The organism is Pseudoxanthobacter sp. M-2, assembly GCF_046156265.1.
In the GTDB taxonomy this organism is placed as follows: Bacteria; Pseudomonadota; Alphaproteobacteria; order Rhizobiales; family Segnochrobactraceae; genus CAMDHY01.
This window is the reverse complement of sequence record NZ_JAWDIR010000011.1, coordinates 237,020-255,836: the sequence shown is the minus strand read 5'-3', so window position 1 is coordinate 255,836 and position 18,817 is coordinate 237,020. Positions and strand designations below refer to the sequence as shown.

16 protein-coding genes and 1 pseudogene are annotated in these 18,817 nt (G+C 70.1%); 14 read left to right on the top strand and 3 right to left on the bottom strand.

Going from position 1 to position 18,817, the window contains the following annotated elements; translation table 11 throughout:
• Positions 1–49: 49 nt before the first annotated feature.
• From RUR49_RS06235 to RUR49_RS06195, 9 genes are all read left to right on the top strand, one after another.
• Entirely contained in the window at positions 50–301 is a 252-nt protein-coding gene (locus tag RUR49_RS06235) for a type II toxin-antitoxin system Phd/YefM family antitoxin (RefSeq protein WP_409145506.1), read from the top strand.
• Positions 298–687, top strand: coding sequence for a type II toxin-antitoxin system VapC family toxin (locus RUR49_RS06230; protein ID WP_409145505.1), 390 nt, complete (start codon positions 298–300; stop codon positions 685–687). The genes RUR49_RS06235 and RUR49_RS06230 overlap by 4 nt, the downstream gene beginning before the upstream one ends.
• Positions 688–1,047: 360 nt before the next feature.
• Positions 1,048–1,404, top strand: a complete 357-nt coding sequence (locus RUR49_RS06225; protein ID WP_409145504.1) for a hypothetical protein — start codon at positions 1,048–1,050, stop codon at positions 1,402–1,404.
• A gap of 287 nt (positions 1,405–1,691) precedes the next feature.
• Positions 1,692–1,949 carry a DUF4212 domain-containing protein gene (locus RUR49_RS06220; RefSeq protein ID WP_409145503.1) on the top strand — a complete coding sequence of 86 codons (258 nt, stop codon included), beginning with the start codon at positions 1,692–1,694 and terminating at the stop codon, positions 1,947–1,949.
• A 19-nt stretch (positions 1,950–1,968) separates the two neighbouring features.
• A complete protein-coding gene (locus RUR49_RS06215) occupies positions 1,969–3,924 on the top strand; it encodes a sodium:solute symporter family protein (RefSeq protein WP_409145502.1) in 1,956 nt (651 codons plus the stop codon).
• 139 nt (positions 3,925–4,063) lie between these two features.
• The gene (locus RUR49_RS06210) at positions 4,064–4,363 is read left to right on the top strand and encodes a hypothetical protein (protein ID WP_409145501.1); all 300 of its coding nucleotides are present in this window, start codon (positions 4,064–4,066) and stop codon (positions 4,361–4,363) included.
• A 17-nt stretch (positions 4,364–4,380) separates the two neighbouring features.
• A complete protein-coding gene (locus RUR49_RS06205; protein ID WP_409145500.1) occupies positions 4,381–4,701 on the top strand; it encodes a hypothetical protein in 321 nt (106 codons plus the stop codon).
• A gap of 103 nt (positions 4,702–4,804) precedes the next feature.
• Entirely contained in the window at positions 4,805–5,602 is a 798-nt protein-coding gene (locus tag RUR49_RS06200; RefSeq protein WP_409145499.1) for a M48 family metallopeptidase, read from the top strand.
• Positions 5,599–6,555, top strand: coding sequence for an AEC family transporter (locus RUR49_RS06195; RefSeq protein WP_409145498.1), 957 nt, complete (start codon positions 5,599–5,601; stop codon positions 6,553–6,555). Before RUR49_RS06200 ends, RUR49_RS06195 begins: the two co-directional genes overlap by 4 nt.
• Here RUR49_RS06195 and gluQRS read toward each other — a convergent pair whose 3' ends face one another.
• The 3 genes from gluQRS to RUR49_RS06180 all read right to left on the bottom strand — a co-directional run bounded on the left by gluQRS (position 6,556) and on the right by RUR49_RS06180 (position 13,302).
• Complete coding sequence (gluQRS, locus tag RUR49_RS06190) at positions 6,556–7,437, bottom strand: tRNA glutamyl-Q(34) synthetase GluQRS (RefSeq protein ID WP_409145497.1); 882 nt, start codon at positions 7,435–7,437, stop codon at positions 6,556–6,558.
• On the bottom strand, positions 7,434–12,266 hold the full coding sequence (locus RUR49_RS06185; RefSeq protein ID WP_409145496.1) for an NAD-glutamate dehydrogenase: 4,833 nt from the start codon (positions 12,264–12,266) through the stop codon (positions 7,434–7,436). Before RUR49_RS06185 ends, gluQRS begins: the two co-directional genes overlap by 4 nt.
• Before the next feature lie 91 nt (positions 12,267–12,357).
• The gene (locus RUR49_RS06180) at positions 12,358–13,302 is read right to left on the bottom strand and encodes a branched-chain amino acid ABC transporter permease (RefSeq protein ID WP_409145495.1); all 945 of its coding nucleotides are present in this window, start codon (positions 13,300–13,302) and stop codon (positions 12,358–12,360) included.
• 185 nt (positions 13,303–13,487) lie between these two features.
• On the opposite strand from RUR49_RS06180, the gene RUR49_RS06175 reads away from it, so the two are divergent.
• The 5 genes and pseudogenes from RUR49_RS06175 to RUR49_RS06155 form a co-directional block, all read left to right on the top strand.
• Entirely contained in the window at positions 13,488–14,030 is a 543-nt protein-coding gene (locus RUR49_RS06175) for a hypothetical protein (RefSeq protein ID WP_409145494.1), read from the top strand.
• Positions 14,031–14,150: 120 nt separating this feature from the next.
• Positions 14,151–15,545, top strand: coding sequence for an ATP-binding protein (locus tag RUR49_RS06170; protein WP_409145493.1), 1,395 nt, complete (start codon positions 14,151–14,153; stop codon positions 15,543–15,545).
• Positions 15,546–15,663: 118 nt separating this feature from the next.
• Entirely contained in the window at positions 15,664–16,713 is a 1,050-nt protein-coding gene (locus tag RUR49_RS06165) for a PstS family phosphate ABC transporter substrate-binding protein (RefSeq protein WP_409145492.1), read from the top strand.
• A gap of 114 nt (positions 16,714–16,827) precedes the next feature.
• Positions 16,828–18,204, top strand: a complete 1,377-nt coding sequence (pstC, locus tag RUR49_RS06160) for a phosphate ABC transporter permease subunit PstC (RefSeq protein WP_409145491.1) — start codon at positions 16,828–16,830, stop codon at positions 18,202–18,204.
• A pseudogene (locus RUR49_RS06155) lies at positions 18,197–18,682 on the top strand (DUF3333 domain-containing protein); the annotation flags it as partial. The gene pstC and the pseudogene RUR49_RS06155, both read left to right, overlap by 8 nt.
• Between the last annotated feature and the right edge of the window lie 135 nt (positions 18,683–18,817).

Genomic DNA, 18,817 nt, shown 5'->3' with positions numbered 1-18,817 from the left:
GCGGGCAGCCGTACCCCTATCTTGGTCAGGATTAGCCAAGGAGGTCAGGATGACCACCGTCAACATGCTCGCCGCCAAGACGCAGCTGTCGCGCCTCGTCGAGGCGATCGAGAGCGGTGCCGAGCGCGAGATCATAATCGCCCGCAACGGCAGGCCTGCGGCGAAGCTTGTGCCGCTCACGCCGCCTCCGGTCGACGTCAGCAAGCGTATCGGCATCGCCGAGGGCAAGTTCGTCGTTCCCGACGATATCGACGCCTACAACGACGAGATTGCCGAGCTTTTCCACGGCGAGAAGCCGTGAACCTTCTGATCGACACTCATCTCTTGCTTTGGTCCCTCGCCAACTCCCAGCGCTTGCCCAAGGTGGCTCGAGAGCTGATTTTAGACCCGGGAAACACGGTCGCGGTCAGCGTGGCGAGCATCTGGGAGATCGCGATCAAGCGGGCCCGTTATGGTGAAAGCCTGATGCCCGTGACGGCGGCCGAGGCGCGCGACCTCGCCCTCGGCTCGGGCTTCCTGCTTCTGCCCGTCACCGCCGACCACGCTGCCGCGGTCGAGCACCTGCCGCCTCTGCACGGCGACCCGTTCGACCGCATCATCGTCGCCCAGGCGATGACCGAGCCGATGCGCCTCGTCACCAGCGACCGGACCGTCGCCCGCTACAGCGACGCCATCATCCTCGCTTGACGGGCCGCCACCGCCGCTCGAGGCAGAGCCAAATCCCGTCCGCGTGATCGCCACACTCTTTAGCGTTGCCCGTCCCAGATTCGCTGTAGGATCGGGGCGAACGCCAAGGCATGCGGGGGGATGCGCGGCGCGACGCGCCGCTTGAGATCGGAACCGACGCCGCCGCCGCCCCCTGGGCGGGGCGCGAGGGGACGGGACCAGCCAGTCAGACGGAAGACGGTAGCGAGGCAGCCCCTAACGGGGCGCCGACCTTTTGCGCGGGTTCCCCCGTCTCACCGCCATCACAGAAGTTCGACCGGACGCAGATCCCGCTTGCGCCGGGCCGACACGCCAACGCGGGAACATCCGGAGTAAACCACCATGCGCCTCATCGCCTCGCTCGCCTTCACCGCCACCCTCGCGTTCTCGACGGCGGCCCTCGCCGGCGCCGAAGGCACCTACAACGTCATCGGCACCAATCCGGGCGGCCAGGGCGGCTATTCCGGCACGGTGACGGTGGAGCAGGTCGGCGAGAACGTCTTCTCCCTAAAGTGGTCGATCGGCAACAACCAGGCCATCGGCACGGCCGTCGGCGACGACGACTTCCTGTCGGTCGGCTACAAGTCCGGCGACAACTTCGGCGTCGCGCTGTTCATCCGGGACGGCGAGCAGTGGGACGGCGTCTGGACCTATGGCGGCGGCACCCAGATCGGCCAGGAGACCTGGGCGGCACAGTAGGCCGGAGCCCCCTGCGTCGGGCGCCGCCGCGGCGCGGCGCCCGACGAACCGGCGCCCGCCCCCCGCGCTTCTACTTGTTGCAGTGCAACAGTCCTCGGTCCGTCCGTCCAAAGTCTAGGACGACCCCTCGTCCGAGCGATGCTAGCTTTCACAGCAGCGTGACGACGTGTGCGCGCGAATCAACAATGAGGATCCCCGCTCTGGGGATCCCGGTCCCGGAGGAAGCGGCCGTCACCTGCTCTTGGCAGGTTGCATTGGCGCGCCCGAGCGCAAGGGGGTGACTGCAGATGTCAAGCAGCAACGATGTAGCCTGGTGGTCGAAGACCAAGGGCTTGATGATCACCAGCCTGGTGATCTGGTTCATCTTCGGTTTCGTCATCCACGCTTTCGTCAAGCCGCTGAACGAAATCGTCATCGCCGGCTTCCCGCTCGGCTTCTACATGGCAGCGCAGGGCTCGCTGATCGTTTTCGTCGTGCTGATCTTCTGGTTCTCGGCACGTCAGGATTCGATCGATCGTGAGTTCGGCGTCGCCGAAGACGACTGAGCGAGGGGAGAACATCCGCATGGCTACGCAATCCGGCAGCGGCGACTTCGTCGACAACCTCGGCAAAGTCTACGGCCTTTACACCGGCGGCTTTGCCGCCTTCGTCATTCTGCTCGCGGTCCTCGAACAGTTCGGGCTGCCGAATCAGATCATCGGATACCTGTTCGTCTTCTTCACGCTGGCGGTCTATGCCGGCATCGGCGTGCTTTCGCGCACCATGCAGGTGTCGGAATACTACGTCGCCGGGCGCCGCGTTCCCGCCCTCTACAACGGCATGGCGACGGCGGCCGACTGGATGTCCGGCGCTTCGTTCGTCGGCATGGCCGGCACGCTCTATTTGCTCGGCTATGACGGCCTCGCCTTCGTGCTCGGCTGGACCGGCGGTTACGTGCTGGTGGCGACCCTCGTCGCACCCTATCTGCGCAAGTTCGGCGCCTACACCGTCCCCGACTTCCTGTCGGCGCGGTTCGGCGGCAACTTTGCCCGCTTCCTCGGCATCATCGTGCTGTTCTGCTGCTCCTTCACCTACGTGGTGGCGCAGATCTACGCGACCGGCATCATCGCCTCGCGCTTCCTCGGCATCTCCTTCGAGATCGCCGTGTTCGTCGGCCTGCTCGGCATCCTGCTCTGCTCGATGCTCGGCGGCATGCGTGCCGTGACGTGGACGCAGGTGGCGCAGTACATCGTGCTGATCATCGCCTACCTGATCCCGGTGGTGTGGCTGTCGGCGCAGCGCTACGGCCTGCCGATCCCGCAGTTCACCTACGGCCAGGCCCTGCAGGAGATCAACGGGCTCGAGCAGCAGATGCTGCAGAACGGCCTTGCGACCGTCGCTGGCCTGAAGGCTCACGTCGAGCCGTTCACCAACTACACGCCGCTGAACTTCTTCGGCCTGATCTTCTGCCTGATGGTCGGCACCGCCTCGCTGCCGCACATCCTGATGCGCTACTTCACGACGCCCAGCGTCCGCGCCGCCCGCAAGTCGGTCGCCTGGTCGCTGCTGTTCATCTTCCTGCTCTACTTCACGGCGCCGGCCTACGCGGCGTTCGCGAAGCTGGAGGTCTACCAGAACGTCATCGGGGCGGGCCTCGAGACGCTGCCGCAGTGGATCTACACCTACGGCAAGATCGGCCTGGTGAAGGTCTGCGGCGTCGACGCCTCGACGGTCGAAGCGATCACCGCGGCCTGCGGTGCGCTCGAGGGCCACGGCGGCGTGCTGCGGCTTTCCGATCTCGCCATCAACGCCGACACGATCGTCATCGCCACACCGGAAATCGCCGGCCTGCCCTATGTCATCGCCGGCCTCGTCGCCGCCGGTGGCCTCGCGGCGGCGCTGTCGACCGCCGACGGTCTGCTGCTCGCCATCGCCAACGCGCTGTCGCACGACATCTACTACAAGATGATCGACCAGAACGCGCCGACGCACCGGCGGCTGCTGATCGCCCGCATCCTGCTGGTGATCGTCGCCATCGCTGCCGCCTGGGTCGCCTCGACCCGTCCGGCGGACATTCTGGCGATGGTGTCGTGGGCGTTCTCGCTCGCTGCCGCTGGCAACTTCCCGGCGCTGGTGCTGGGTGTCTGGTGGAAGCGGACGACGTCGGCCGGTGCCGTCGCCGGCATCATCGCAGGCTTCGGCATCACGCTGCTCTACCTGCTGGTGACCCGCTACTACCCGGTGTTCGGTGTCGAGGTGCTCGGCATGACGTCGCTCACCAACGCGCTCACCGGCGCCCCGGTGGTCGACGTCGCGGCGGCCCTCGCCAACCCGGAGACCGCCTTCGCGGCCCTGCACTCGAAGATCGGCTGGTTCGGCGTCAACAACATCTCCTCGGCGCTGTTCGGCCTGCCGGTCGGCTTCCTGGTGATGATCGTCGTCAGCCTGCTGACGCCGGCGCCGTCGAAGGAGATGCAGGCCTTCATCGACGACGTCCGCCGCCCGCGCGGCCCGACGGTGATGCAGGAGAAGACGGCCTGACGGCTGCCTTCCGACAGATAACCGACGACCGGCGGGGCCCTCACGGGCCCCGCCACTTTTCCACCGCCGGCATTGCCGCCGCCGCGTCCGCGTGCTTCAAGCGGACCGACCTGCCCCCGCCGACGAGGACACGACCCACGTGACGGACGCCGGCTTCTGGGACCTGTGGTACTTCCACGTCCCCAACTATCTCCTGGCCGCCCTGATGTACTCGATGCTCGGGCGCCTGCTCCTGTCGTTCTTCTTCCCGCCGGAGTCGCGCAACTACATCTTCCGCGCCTTCGTGCGCCTGACCGACCCGGTGCTGGCCGTGGTGCGGCCGATCACGCCACACGCCGTGCCGTTCCTGCTCGTGCTGGTGTTCGCCACCCTCTGGCTGCTGGTGCTGCGCTTCGCGCTTCTCGCGATGCTGCTCGGCACGATGGCGTCGCCGACGTGACGGCCGGAGGGAGCACCATGAACCTGCAGCCCTACGCCATCCCGATCGCCGCCTTCGGCGCGCTGAACGGCCTGTTCTCGCCGCTCTTGCCGCAGGTGGTGGCGGCGATGATCGTGCTTGCCCCCGGCTTCTTCTCGCCGAGCCCGCCGATCCTGTTCTTCATGTCCTCGCTGGTGCTGTCGACGCTGACGATCATGGTCGCCGGCATACCCGCCGCCCTCTATGAGCGGGTCACGGGCGCCAGGACCAGCACGCCGGTCTCGATGTGGATCTGGCTCGCCGTCACCGGCCTGCTGACACTGCCGGCTATCAACACCTTCCTCGCCGTCGGGTTCTGACCGGCGGCGGGAACGGCTCGCGGCGACGGGCGCGGGCGGGCACAATCGGCGCAAGCTGCTGATTCGTCCCGCACTCCGCCCGAAGCCGAGAACCCCGCCCCGGATGACCGCCTTCTTCACCCTGCCCCGCGGCCGGCCCGTGCCGGCGCCGCCCGAGACCGAGACGCTGTGGCTCGACATCGGCGAGCGCGTCGCGGCGGTGCGGCTGAAGCGCGATCGCCGGGCCCGCCGGCTGACGCTGCGCATCCCGGTGGCGAGCGAGCCGCCGGTGCTGACCGTGCCCGCCCGCACCCGCCGCGAGGCGGTGGACGCCTTCCTTTCCGCCCACCGCGGCTGGCTCGCCGACCGCCTCGCCGACCGCCCGCAACCGGTGCCCTTCCGCGAAGGCGCCGTCGTGCCCGTGCGCGGGGTCGACCATCTGATCGTCCGCGACGGCGCACAACGCGGCCGCACGCGCATTGCGCTCCACGACGGCACGCCGGCGCTCGTCGTCGGTGGCGCGACCGAGCACACCGGTCGCCGCGTCCGCGACTTCCTGCGCGCCGAGGCGACCGAGGACCTCAAGGCCGCCGTCCGCCGCCACGCCGATGCGCTCGGCACGCGGCCCACCTCGATCCGCGTCCGCGACACCGTCAGCCGCTGGGGCTCGTGCTCCGCCGACGGCGCGCTGTCGTTCTCCTGGCGCCTCGTCATGGCGCCGCCGGCCGTGCTCGACTATCTCGCCGCCCACGAGGTCGCGCACCTCGTCGAGATGAACCATTCGCCCGCTTACTGGCGCGTCGTCGACCGCCTGTTCCCGGCGCACCGGGCAGCGCGGGCGTGGCTGAAGCGCGAGGGCGCCCGCCTGCACGCCATCGGGGCGGACCCGGACGAGCCCGTGCCGGCACTGCCGGAGCGATGAGCCCCGCCGACATCCTGTTCCTGGTGCTGCCGTCCTTCGGCATTATCCTCGCCGGCTGGGCGGCCGGCCGCTTCAACATTCTCGCCGAGCCGGTCGGCGACGCGCTCGGCAGCTACGTCTTCACCATCGCGCTGCCGCTCTTGCTGGTGCGCACCCTCGCCAAGGTCGAGTTTCCGGACGTCTCGCCGTGGCCGCTGTGGCTTACCTATTTCGCCGGCGTCATCACCGCCTGGCTCGCCGGCGAGTTCATCGTCCGCAAGCTGTTCGGCCGCGACGCGCGCTCGGGCGTCATCGGCGGCCTGTCGGCCTCGTTCTCCAACCTCGTGCTGCTCGGCATCCCGATCACCTTCACCGTCTATGGCGACGAGGGGGCGGTGCCGCTCCTCCTCATCATCGCCGTGCACCTGCCGGTGATGGCGATCGTCACGGCGGCCCGCTTCGAGGGCATCGAGGCAGCCGAGCGCGGCGGCGCCACCGACTGGCGGCGCCTGATCCTCTCCACCCTCAAGCACATGCTGAAGAACCCGTTGATCATCGGCATCTACGGCGGGCTGGCCATCAAGTTCACCGGCCTGCCGCTGACGGGGATCCCAGGCACCGTCATCGACCAGATCGCCAACACCGGCGTGCCGTGCGCGCTGTTCACCCTCGGCCTCGGGCTGAAGCGCTACGGCATCCGGGAGAACTTCACCGCCGGGCTGATGCTGACGGCGGTGAAGGTGGCGGTGCTGCCGACGGTGGTGTTCTTCCTCGCCACCCGCGTCTCCGGCATGCCGCCCTTGTGGATCGCGGTCGCCACCGTCTGCGCGGCGTCGCCGACGGGCGTGAACCCCTATCTCTTCGCAACCCGCCACGGCGCCGGCCACGGCATCGCCTCGAACACCATGACGATCGGCTCGCTCGTCGCGGTAGTGACGACGACATTCTGGATGTGGGTCGTCGGTACCGGCTGATCAGGCCGGCAGGCCGACCATCCGGCGGATATTCGCCGGCGTGGCGCCGCCGGCGCGCAACTCCGCGAGGCTGGTGTCGCGGTTCGACTTCGCGAGCTTGTGCCCGTCGGGCCCGAGCACAAGCCGATGGTGATGGTAGACCGGCTCCGGCAGACCGAGCAGCGTCTGCAGCAGCCGGTGCACGGCGGTCGCCGCGAACAGGTCCGCGCCCCGCACCACATGGGTGACGCCCTGCAGCGCGTCGTCGACGACGACCGACAGGTGATAGCTCGTCGGCGTCTCCTTGCGCGCGAGCACGACGTCGCCGAACGTCTCCGGCCGGGCGAGAACGGTGCCCGTCTCGCCCGCCGGCCCCTCCCCGGTCTCCATCCACGTCAGCGGCATGCCAGCAGCGTCGATGGCCGTCGCCATGTCGAGCCGCGTCGCCGCCGGCTCGCCCGCCGCCGCCCGTCGGGCAATCTCGTCTGCCGGCAGTAGCGCCGTGTCGCCCGGGAACAGCGGCACGCCGTCCGGATCGAGAGGCCACGGCGCACCCGCAGCCGCAGCCGCCGCGGCGGCCGTGGCGATCTCGCGGCGGGTGGCGAACGAACGCACCACAAGGCCGCGCGCGTCGAGGTCGGCGAGGGCCGCACGGTAGGCGTCGAAGTGCTCCGACTGCCGCCGCACCGGCTCCTCGAAGGCGATGCCGAGCCAGGCGAGATCCTCGCGGATCGCCGCCTCGTATTCCGGCCGGCAGCGCTCGGTGTCGATGTCCTCGAACCGCAGCAGGAAGCGCCCGCCGGCCGCCTGCGCCCGCTCGAAGTTGACGATGGCCGACAGCGCGTGGCCGAGGTGCAGCCGACCGTTCGGGCTCGGCGCGAAGCGGAAGACCGGGCGGCTCACGCGGCCGCGCGGTCCCCGCTCGCCGCAAGCTCGGAGAGCAGGCTCGCCGCTACCGCGAGCTTGGCGACGCTGAGGCCGCCGGCGCTGATCTCGGCCACCGCCCGCTCGATGCGCGCCGCCTGCGGGTTGGCGGCGAACCACGCCTCCACCGACGCCGCGCCGCAGCCGAGCCGACAGGCGGCGCCAGCGAGCTCGCGCACGGCGAGCGTCACCCGGTCGACCGCTTGGTCGATGGCGAGACGCTCGAAGTGGTCGCTGACCGGCAGCGCCCGCGCGCCGTAGGCGATCTCGTCGACGCGCAGCCGCTCGGCCAGAGCATAGAGCGACGACGCCGCATCGGTGATGGCGACGCCGCTGCGCTCGGCGACCAGCACCGCGTCCGGGGCGAGCGCCAGTGCCGCGAGGCTCGCGAGGCGTTGGGCGAGGTCGGCCGGCACGCCGCGCTGTACGAGTTCCATCGCCCGCTGCGAGCGACGCTGCTGGAAAGCGGCCGGCAGCACCGTCTCGAGCGCGGAGGCGACCGTGTCGATGCCGGTGCGGAAGCGGCCGATCGTCTCCTCGAGCCCGCGGTCGAGCGCGACGTTGCGCAGGAACCAGGCCGTGCGCGACGACAGCACGTCCTGCACCAGGGAATAAAGGTCGAGCTGCAGCGCACCGGGAATGCGGTTGTCGAGCCCGTCGAGGTCGCCGTTCAGCTCGCCCATGCGGTAGCTGTCGAAGGTCGTCGCGAAGGCGGCGGCGATGGTGCCGACCTCGGCGCCGGTGTCGTCGGCGAGCCGCAGCACGAAGGCCGGGCCGCCGCGGTTGACCAGCGCGTTCGCCATCATCGTGGCGATGATCTCGCGGCGCAGCCGGTGGCCGGCGATGGCGTCGGCGAAACGCTCGCGCATCGCGGTCGGGAAATAGTCGAACAGCTCGGCGCCGAGATAGGGATCGTCCGGCACGCCGGAGGCCACGAGATCGTCGAACAGCGTGATCTTCGCGTAGGCGAGCAGCACCGCGAGCTCCGGCCGGGTCAGGCCGGCGCGGGCGCGGCCGAGCTCGGCGAAGGCGGCATCGTCCGGCAGCAGCTCGACCGCGCGGTCGAGCAGGCCGCGCGCCTCGAGCGAGCGCACCAGGCGGTGGGAGAAGCCGAGATCGTCGGCGGAGCGCTTCTCGGCGAGCGAGAGCGCCAGCGTCTGGTTGTAGTTGTTGCGCAGCACCAGGGCCGCGACGTCGTCGGTCATCTCGGCCAGCAGCGCGAGCCGCCCGGGCTCGTCGAGGCGGCCGTCGCGCACCGGCTGTGACAGCGCGATCTTGATGTTCACCTCGACGTCGGAGGTGTTGACGCCGGCGGAGTTGTCGATGGCGTCGGTGTTGAGCCGCACGCCACCGCGCGCCGCCTCGATGCGGGCGCGCTGCGTCATGCCGAGGTTAGCGCCCTCGCCGATCACCCTCACCTTCAGGTCGGCCGCGGCGATGCGGACCGCGTCGTTGGCGCGGTCGCCGACGTCGGCATCGCTCTCCGTCTGCGCCCGCACATAGGTGCCGATGCCGCCGAACCACAGGAGGTCCACCGGTGCCCGCAGGATCGCCGAGATCACCTCCGCCGGCGTCGCGTGCGGCTTGTCGAGGCGGAGAAGCTGGCGCACCTGCGGCGACAGCGGGATCGACTTCGCCTGGCGCGAGAATACCCCGCCACCCTCGGAGATCAGCGCCTTGTCGTAGTCCTGCCAGCTCGAGCGGGCGAGCGCGAACAGCCGCGCCCGCTCTTCGAGGCCCTTTGCGGCATCCGGCTCGGGGTCGAGGAAGATGTCGCGGTGGTCGAAGGCGGCGACAAGCTTGATCGCCGGCGACAGCAGCATGCCGTTGCCGAAGACATCTCCCGACATGTCGCCGACGCCCGCCACCGTGAACGGCGTCGTCTGGATGTCGACGTCGATCTCGCGGAAGTGGCGCTTCACCGCCTCCCAGGCGCCGCGGGCGGTGATGCCCATCTTCTTGTGGTCGTAGCCGGCAGACCCGCCCGAGGCGAAGGCGTCGCCGAGCCAGAAGCCGCGCTCGAGCGCGATGGCGTTCGCCGTGTCGGAGAAGGTGGCGGTGCCCTTGTCGGCAGCGACCACGAGATAGGGGTCGTCACCGTCATGGCGGACGACGCGCCCCGGCGGCACGACCGCGTCACCCTCGAGGTTGTCGGTGATCGACAAGAGCGTCGAGATGAAGATCTTGTAGGCCCCGGTGCCCTCGGCAAGCCAGGCCTCGCGGCCGGCCGAGGGGGGCGGCAGCAGCTTCGGCACGAAGCCGCCCTTGGCGCCGACCGGCACGATGACGGCGTTCTTCACCTGCTGCGCCTTGACGAGGCCGAGCACCTCGGTGCGGAAGTCCTGCGGCCGATCGGACCACCTGAGTCCGCCCCGCGCGACCTTGCCGAAGCGCAGGTGGATGCCCTCGACGCGCGGGCTGTAGACCCAGATCTCGCGATAGGGCCGCGGCGCCGGCAGTTCTTCCACGGCGCTGGAATCGAGCTTGAAGGCGAGCGTCTCCGGCGGCCGGCCGTCCTCGCCATCGGCGAAGAAGTTGGTGCGAACGCACGCCGTCACGACGTTGAGGAAGCGGCGCAGGATGCGGTCGTCGTCGAGGCTCGCCACGGCCTCCAGCGCCGTCTCGATGCGCCCGCGAACCGCCGCCTCGGCCTCCGCCCTCCCCTCGTCCGGCCGGTCGACGCCGAAGCGGACGTGGAAGAACTCGACGATCGCCGCGGCGACCGCGGGATAGCGACCGAGCGCGCCCCAGAGATAGTCCTGCGAATAGGGGATGCGCGCCTGCCTGAGGTAGCGCGACAGCGCCCTGAGCATGGCGATGTCGCGCCAGCCGAGGCCGGCCGACAGGATCAGTCCGTTGTAGCCGTCGCTCTCGGCGTGGCCGAACCACACCGCCATGAACATCGCCTCGAGCGGTGCATCGAGGCGCTCGAGGTCGACGGCGCCGCCATCGGCGCGCTCGAGCGTCATGTCGTGCAGGTAGACGCGGCCGCGCTCGTCGCCGGGGCGGATGCGGAAGGTGCGCTCGTTGACGACGCGGAAGCCCATCGCCTCGACCACCGGCACGCGGTCCGACAGCGGGATCGGCGCCTCGCGGTTGAAGAGCTTCAGCGACACCCGGCTCGCCGGGTCGCCCTCTCGGCGGTTGAAGTTGATGGCAGTGCGCCGCTCACCGGTGAGCCGCTCCAGCACCATGACGTCGTCGACGGCATCGTCGGCCGCATAGGTATCCCGGTAGCCGATGCTGAACGCCTCGCCGTAGCGATCGAGCAGGTGGCGGGCGTGCTGGCGGTCGGGCATCGCCGCAAAGGCACGGCGCAGGTCGTCCGACCATGTGCGGACGATCTCGCCGATCTCGGCCTCGATCTCCTCGCGGTCGGGGTCCGGGCGCGGTCCGGCGCGCAGGCCGACGATGACGTGCAGGCGGGCGAGTTGACCCTCGGGAAAGGCGATCGCCGAGGAGGAGACGCGACCGCCGTAGCGATCGGCGAGAAGCTCGCCGATGCGGTGGTCGACGGTGGTGGAGTAGCGCTCGCGCGGCACATAGACGAGCACGGAGACGAAGCGGTCGAACTCGTCGCGGCGCGCCAGCACGCGGATACGTGGCCGCTCGCCGAGCTCCAGGATGGCGAAGGCGTGGGCGGCGAGCGTCTCCACCTCGAGCTGGAACATCTCGTCGCGCGGATAGGACTCCAGCACGTTGGTCAGCGCCTTGCCGGAATGGCTCGCCGGGGCGAAGCCGCCGCCCGCCAGCACCATCTCCGCCTTGCGGCGCACCAGCGGGATCGACATCACCGAGCGCGTGTAGGCGTCGTGGGTGAACAGCCCGACGATGCGCACCTCACCGGCCAGGCTGCCGTCGGGCGCGAAGCGCTTGATGCCGACATAGTCCATGTGGGTACGGCGATGGACGCGCGAGCGCAGATTCGCCTTGGTGATGATGATCGGGTCGGGCCGAAGCAGGAACTCGCGGATCTCCTGCGTCGTGGTGATGAGCTCGCCGCCGCGCCGGAGCACGCGCACGTCCGGGTCGCGCAGAATGCCGAGCCCGGGCTCGTCGGTGCGCTCCAGGATGCCGTCGGCGGTGTCGCCGCGGTATTCGTATTCGCGCACGCCGAGGAAGGTGAAGTTGTCGTCCGCCAGCCACTCGACGAAGGCCTCGGCTTCCGCGAGCGTCTCCGGGCTGATGGTGAGGCGGGCCGCCCGCCACTCGGCGGCGACGGCGCGGGCACGCGCCCGCATCGCCTGCCAGTCGGCGACGGCGTGGCGGTCGTCCCACAGGGTCGCGTCGAGGCGGCGGGCGATCTGCACGCGGTCGTCGGCGGCGGGGATGCGGTCGACGTGGATGGTGATGAGGCTCTCGCGCTCGCCCGAGCGGGCGTCGGCGAGGCCCTGGAAGCTCTCGAGCCTGCCGTCGGCCGAGCGCTTCAGGGCGAGGATCGGGTGCGAGACGAGCCGCACCACCAGTCCGGCGTCGCCGAGTTCGCCCATCACCGAATCGAGCAGAAACGGCATGTCGTCGTTGAGGATCTCGACGACCGTCACCGCCCGTCCATTCGGCTCGAAGGGCGGGTCGACGAAGCGCAGCCGGTGCTTGCCGGGCTCACGCCCGGCGAACGCCGCCCAGGCGTCGTCGACGAGCCAGATCAGGTCGTCGGGCAGGTAGGCGACGAGGTCCTCGGCCGCGGTGTGGCCGAACATCGCCTCGGCGAAGCGGGCACGCTCGGGGCCGTCCGGACGGCGGGCCTCCAGCCGCTGCCGCACCACCGCCAGCCGGTCGGCCTTCTCGCTCTCGTAGCGCTCGAGCATCCACACTCTCCCGTCGCGTCACGCCGTCGTGCGCGAAATTTGGGCGGAGCATGCCCCCTCGGATGCGGCGGATCAATGAAAGCCGGGAAAATCAGGCGTCATGGTCGCGCCGTCCGGGCAGCGCGACGATGCCCTGCGGGCGCATCGCGAACAGCGCCGTGAGGGCCAGAAGCACGGCGACGTCGCGCCAGTTCGCCCCGAACGCCGTCGTCCAGCCGACCTCGATCGCCGCCAGCACCAGCCCGCCGACGAGCGCGCCACCGACCGAGCCGATGCCGCCGACGATGGCCGCGAGCAGCGCCTTCAGCGCCACCATGAAGCTCGTGTGGAAATTGACGTTGCCGTAGGCGACCAGCATCAGAACGCCCGCCGCCCCGGCGGCGGCAGCGGCGATGGTGAACGTCACCGCCCGCACGCCGGCGACGTCGATGCCGAGCATCGCCGCCGCCTTCGGGTCCTCGGCGCAGGCCCGCCACAGCCGGCCGAACGGATGGCGGGCGATGAAGACGACCAGCGCCAGCGCCACGGCGAGCGCGATCGGCACGACGATCGTCTGGCTCGAGGTGACACGGACCGGGAAGCCCGGCGCCTCCGCCACCGTCACCGAGGCGAGCATCATCGGCGGCAGCCAGCGCTCGTAGGAGCCGTTGGCGATGCGGATCGCCTCCTCGATGACGATCGTGACCGCAATCGTCGTCACCAGCATCGAGAGGTTGGCGGCCTGCGCCACCGGGCGGATGACCAGCCGCTCCATCGCCGTTCCGAGCAGCGCCGCCGCAGCGATGGCGTAGCCGCCGGCGATCAGGATCGCCGCGACCGTCGGCAGCGGCCACAGGAAGCCGACCAGCACGACGACGTTGAAGCACGCCGCCGCGCCGAAGGTCGCGATCGCTCCGAAGGCGAAGTTGATGCGCCGCGTGATGCCGTAGACGAGGGCGTAGGAGGCCGCCAGCAGGCCATAGAAGGCGCCGATCTGCAGGGCGTTGAGCAGCTGCTGCAGGAAATAGGCGACCTCGAAGGACACCTGCACCGGCATGGCCGTCTCCGTTCGCGGGGCGGCTTGCCCGTCGGGGCGCCGCTGGTCTCGGGGACGGCCGCGAGGACGCGGCCGGCGGTTTAGCCGAACTCCCGGTGCTTTGCCGGGGTGGATCGTCGATGGTAACTTATCCGGACGGTTCAATGAACGGCGGTCGTCGATCCGCCGGCGAGGAGGTGACGGCGATGACGACCCTCACGGCGACCGCTCCGCTCGGCGCGGCAATGACCGCTCCTGCCCGCCGGCCCGGCCGGTCGCGCGCGCTCTTCCTCGGCCTCGCCGCCGCTCTCGTCGTCGCCGGCGGCGTGCTGCTTCTGGCGCCCCTGGCCCAGCGCGGCGGCGACGGCCCGATGCTGACGCTGGAAGGCGGCGGCTTCGTCTTCAACTACCGCATCGCCGAGGCGACCTACGGCCTCGTCGCCCGCGTCGAGCGCACCATTCCCGCCGGCACCCGCATCATCACCGCCTTCGACGACCCCGCCGGCGGCCCGCCGATCGTCGAGGAACAGGTCGCCCGCGTCGGCCTGACGAAGCTCGTGCTGAAGTCGCCGCCGGTGGACGGCGTCGTCGCTGGCAAGCCCTACGCCGTGACGGTGCGCATGCTGAGCCCGGAGGGCGAGGAGATCGGCCGCCTCGAGACGAGCTTCACCTCCAACATCGACCAGTCGGTGATGCCGAAGGCGCCGCTGACGACCGGCCCCGGATACCAGCCGCCCCGGCCGAACTGAGGGGCGCCGCCGCGCCGTCGCGCGGCCGTCATGCGAACGGAAGCGGGGCGCGCTAGTCTGCCGGCTGATCCGAGGTGATTTGCCCATGACGGGTGGCCTCGCGACCCGGCGGCCGAGGCGATGTCGACGAGCGAACCGATCCCCGATCCAGACGACGATCCGCCGCCCGCGGCCCCCGCGCCGAGCACGACGGCCGTCGTGCTGGTGCCGCTCGCCGTCGGCACGCTGTCGATCATCGCGCTGGGCGCCGCCTTCGCCGTGCCGTGGCCGGCCGCGGCGATCGCCGTGTGCGCCACCGGCGTCGCCACCGCCGTCGCCCTCAACCGGGCACGACCGCGCACGGTGACGTCGCGGCCGCGCGACGCCCACGCCCGCTTCCCCGACGCCGGCGTCAAGGCGGCCCTCGACGCGCTGCCCGAGCCCGCCTTCGTCGTCGACCGCCGCGGCCGGCTGCGCTTCGCCAACCGCGCCGCCGCGCCCGCTTTCGGCACGCTCCACCTGGGCGACCCGCTGTCGTTCCGGCTGCGCGCCCCCTCCTTCCTGGAGGCGCTCGACCGCGTCTCCACCGGGGCGGCGCAGGAGCGCATCGCCTGGGCCGAGAAGGTGCCGACGGAGCGCTGGCTGGAAGCCTTCATCGCACCGCTCGCGGCACCTCCGGGCGAAGCCCGGACGCCGCGCGGCGGCGATCTCGTGCTGGTGCTGGTGCGCGATCTCACCGAGGGCCACATGGTCGAGCGCATGCGCGCCGACTTCGTCGCCAACGCCAGCCACGAGCTGCGCACGCCGCTCGCCTCCCTGACCGGCTTCATCGACACCCTGCGCGGCCCGGCGCGGGAGGACCCGGAGGCGCGCGAGCGCTTCCTCGCCATCATGGGCGAGCAGGCGGCGCGCATGCGGCGGCTGATCGACGATCTCCTGTCTCTGTCGCGGATCGAGATGCGCGCCCACGTGCCGCTCACCGACGACGTCGACGTCGGCGCGCTGTTGCGCCACGTCGTCGAGACCCTCGCTCCCGTCGCCGCCGACGGCGGCGTCGCCATCGAGAGCGACATCCCGGAGAAGCCGCTCCCTGTGCGCGGCGACCGCGACGAACTCGTGCAGGTGTTCGCCAACCTCGTGGAAAACGCCGTGAACTACGGCGCCTCCGGCGGCCGCGTCGTCGTCACCGCGCGCTGTGACCGCACCGCCGAGCGGCCGGCCGTCGTCGTCGCCGTGCGCGACTACGGCCCGGGCGTCGCCGCCGAGCACATCCCGCGCCTCACCGAGCGATTCTACCGGGTGGATGTCGGCGCGAGCCGCGCCCGCAAGGGCACCGGCCTCGGCCTCGCCATCGTCAAGCACATCCTGAACCGCCACCGGGCGCGGCTTTCGATCGAGAGCCCGGCCGGCGGCGGCGCCCTCTTCAGCGTTCGACTCGATGCTTTGCCGCCTTCACAGAGCGAATCCGGCTCAGCAGACGCACTCAATGATTTCAATGGCTTGGATAGTCATAAAAGGATCATCGGCGAGTCATAGAAGGGGGCATGGAGGCGGCACTCGTCGCCACCGCACGCAAGGCCCGTCCCCGATGGACGGGTCACCCGGCCGCCGCGCCTCCGCGGGCCGCCAAGTTCAAACCACAGGGAGAGTCCCGGTGAAGACCAAGACGCTCGCCAGCGTTCTCACGCTCGCCATGACCGGCGCGCTCGTCGCCGGCGCCGCCGAGGCGCGCGACCAGATCCGCATCGTCGGCTCCTCGACGGTCTATCCGTTCACCACCGCCGTCGCCGAGCAGTTCGGCAAGATGGGCCAGTTCAAGACTCCGGTCGTCGAGTCGACCGGCACGGGCGGCGGCTTCAAGCTGTTCTGCGCCGGCGTCGGCGTCGATCAGCCGGACGCCTCCAACGCGTCCCGCGCGATCAAGAAGAGCGAGTTCGACGACTGCCAGAAGAACGGCGTCACCGAGATCATCGAGCTCAAGGTCGGCTTCGACGGCCTGACGATCGCCAACGCCAAGTCGGGCCCGGACTTCAAGCTGACCAAGGGTCAGGTCTTCCTGGCGCTCGCCAAGGACGTCCCCGGCCCGGACGGCACGCTGATCCCGAACCCCTACAAGAACTGGAACGACATCGACGCTTCGCTGCCGGCGGAGAAGATCGAGGTCCTCGGCCCGCCGCCGACGTCCGGCACGCGTGACTCCTTCCTCGAGCTCGTCATGGAGCCGGGCGCCGAGGAGTTCGAGGCCTTGAAGGCGATGAAGAAGGCCGATGCCAAGGCGTTCGGCAACGTCTGGAAGTCGATCCGCGAAGACGGCGCCTATGTCGACGCCGGCGAGAACGACAACCTGATCGTCCAGAAGCTCGACGCCAACCCGAAGGCCGTCGGCATCTTCGGCTACTCGTTCCTCGAAGAGAACGCCGCGAAGATCAAGGGCGCCGAAGTGAACGGCGTCGTGCCGGACTTCGACACCATCGCGTCGGGCGAGTACACGGTCGCCCGCCCGCTGTTCGTCTACTTCAAGAAGCAGCACGTCGGCGTCATCCCCGGCCTGCAGGAGTTCATCGTCGAGTACGCCTCCGACAAGGCGATGGGCGAGGACGGCTACCTGACCTCCAAGGGCCTTGTCGCCCTGCCGGAAGCCGAGGCCGCCAAGGCCGAGGCCGCCGCGAAGGACCTCGAGACCATCCAGGCTCCGAGCTCCTGATCGCTCCCCAAAGCTGACGTCGGCGGCCGGTTTCGACCGGCCGCCGTCTTCCCTCCGGCCGCCGGCCGCAGGGAGAGCCGAGCGGGGCTCTCGGTTCCAACCTCGAGGCGGGGCATGACCTCTTATTATTTCATCGCCATCGCGGCGCTCGCCGTGATCGCGTTCCTGATGGGCCGCCAGCGCGCCGCGGCGATGCCCGGGGGTACGCGGCAACTCCATTCCCTCCCCGTCTATCACGGCCTCTTCGCCGCCTCGGCGGCGGTGATCCCGATGTTCCTCATCGCGATCGTGCTCGGGCCGCTGATCCCGCGTCTGGTCGAGGCGCACGCCCTCGGCCTGCTGCCGCTGGATCTGCAGCCGGCCGACGAGCTCGCCAAGGCGACGCGGCTGCGCGAGATCATGATGGTCGCCGACGGCAGCGCGCCGGCCGGCAGCGTCGCCGATCCGGTCGTCGTGGCTGGCGAGAGCTACGCGGCATGGCGGTCGATCGCCGGCTGGCTTGCGCTCGCCCTCGGCATTGTCGCGGGCTTCGCGGGCATGGCCCTCAGCCTGCGCACCGTGTCGCCACACTTCCGGGCGCGCAACCGCTTCGAAGTCATCGTCAAGGTCGTGCTGATCGCCTGCTCGGCGGTCGCCATCCTGACGACCATCGGCATCGTCTTCTCGGTGTTCTTCGAGACGATGCGCTTCTTTGCACGCTACCCCTGGTACGACTTCCTGTTCGGCCTGCAGTGGAGCCCGCAGACGGCGATCCGCACCGACCAGGTCGGCCAGTCCGGAGCCTTCGGTGCCGTCCCGCTGTTCGTCGGCACGACGCTGATCATGCTGATTGCCATGTGCGTCGCCGGCCCGATCGGCCTGTTCTCGGCGATCTACATGGCCGAGTACGCCTCGCCGCGGGTCCGCTCGGTGGTGAAGCCGGTGCTCGAGATCCTCGCCGGCGTGCCGACGGTGGTGTTCGGCTTCTTCGCCGCCCTGACGGTGGCGCCGTTCATCCGCCAGGTCGGCCAGACACTCGGGCTCGACGTCGCCTCCGAGAGTGCGCTCGCCGCCGGCCTGGTGATGGGGATCATGATCATCCCCTTCGTCTCCTCGCTGTCCGACGACGTCATCAACGCTGTGCCGCAGTCGCTTCGCGACGGCTCCTACGGCATGGGCGCCACCAAGTCGGAGACGATCAAGAAGGTGGTGCTGCCGGCCGCCCTGTCGGGCCTCGTCTCGGCCTTCATGCTGGCGATCAGCCGCGCCGTCGGCGAGACGATGATCGTCGTCATGGCCGCCGGCCTCACCGGCAACCTCACCTTCAACCCGCTCGCCGCCGTCACCACGGTGACGGTGCAGATCAAGACCTTGCTGGTCGGCGACCAGGAGTTCGACAGCGCCAAGACGCTGTCGGCCTTCGCGCTCGGCTTCGTGCTGTTCTTCTTCACGCTGATGCTCAACGTCATCGCCCTGAAGATCGTCCAGAGATATCGAGAGCAATATGACTGACGCAGCGGTCGTCCGGGGCCGGGTCCTCGATCTCACCAGCGATGCCGCGCGCGCCCACGTGCGCCGGCGCTACCGGGCGGAGGCGCGCTTCCGCGCCTATGGCATCGCCGCCATCGGCTTTGCGGCCCTGGCCCTCGTCGTGCTCATCGCCGACATCGTCGTGAAGTCGATCCCCGCCTTCACCATCGCCGAACTGACGATGCAGGTGGAGGCGAGCGCCGAGGCGATCGACCCCACCGGCTCGTCAGACCCGGCGGTCCTCGCCCGCGGCGACTTCACCAAGCCCGTCCGCGACGCGCTGCTGGCGATCTTCCCGGGTGTCGCGGAGAACCGCCGCCAGCGCCAGGCGCTGTTCGGCCTCCTGTCGAGCGATGCCTCGATGGGCCTGCGCGACGCCGTGCTCGCCGATCCCGCGGTGATCGGCACCCGCGTCACGGTGCCGGTGCTCGTCTCCGACGACGCCGACCTCTACTACAAGGGGCTGGTGACGCACGTTGAAGAGCTGCCGGCGCGCGGCATCGGCTCCCCCTCCGCCACCACCGGAGCGGTGACGCTTCTCTCCTCCGCCAACGACTTCTCCGACGAGCTCGTTCGTGTGAAGGCGTCGCTGGCG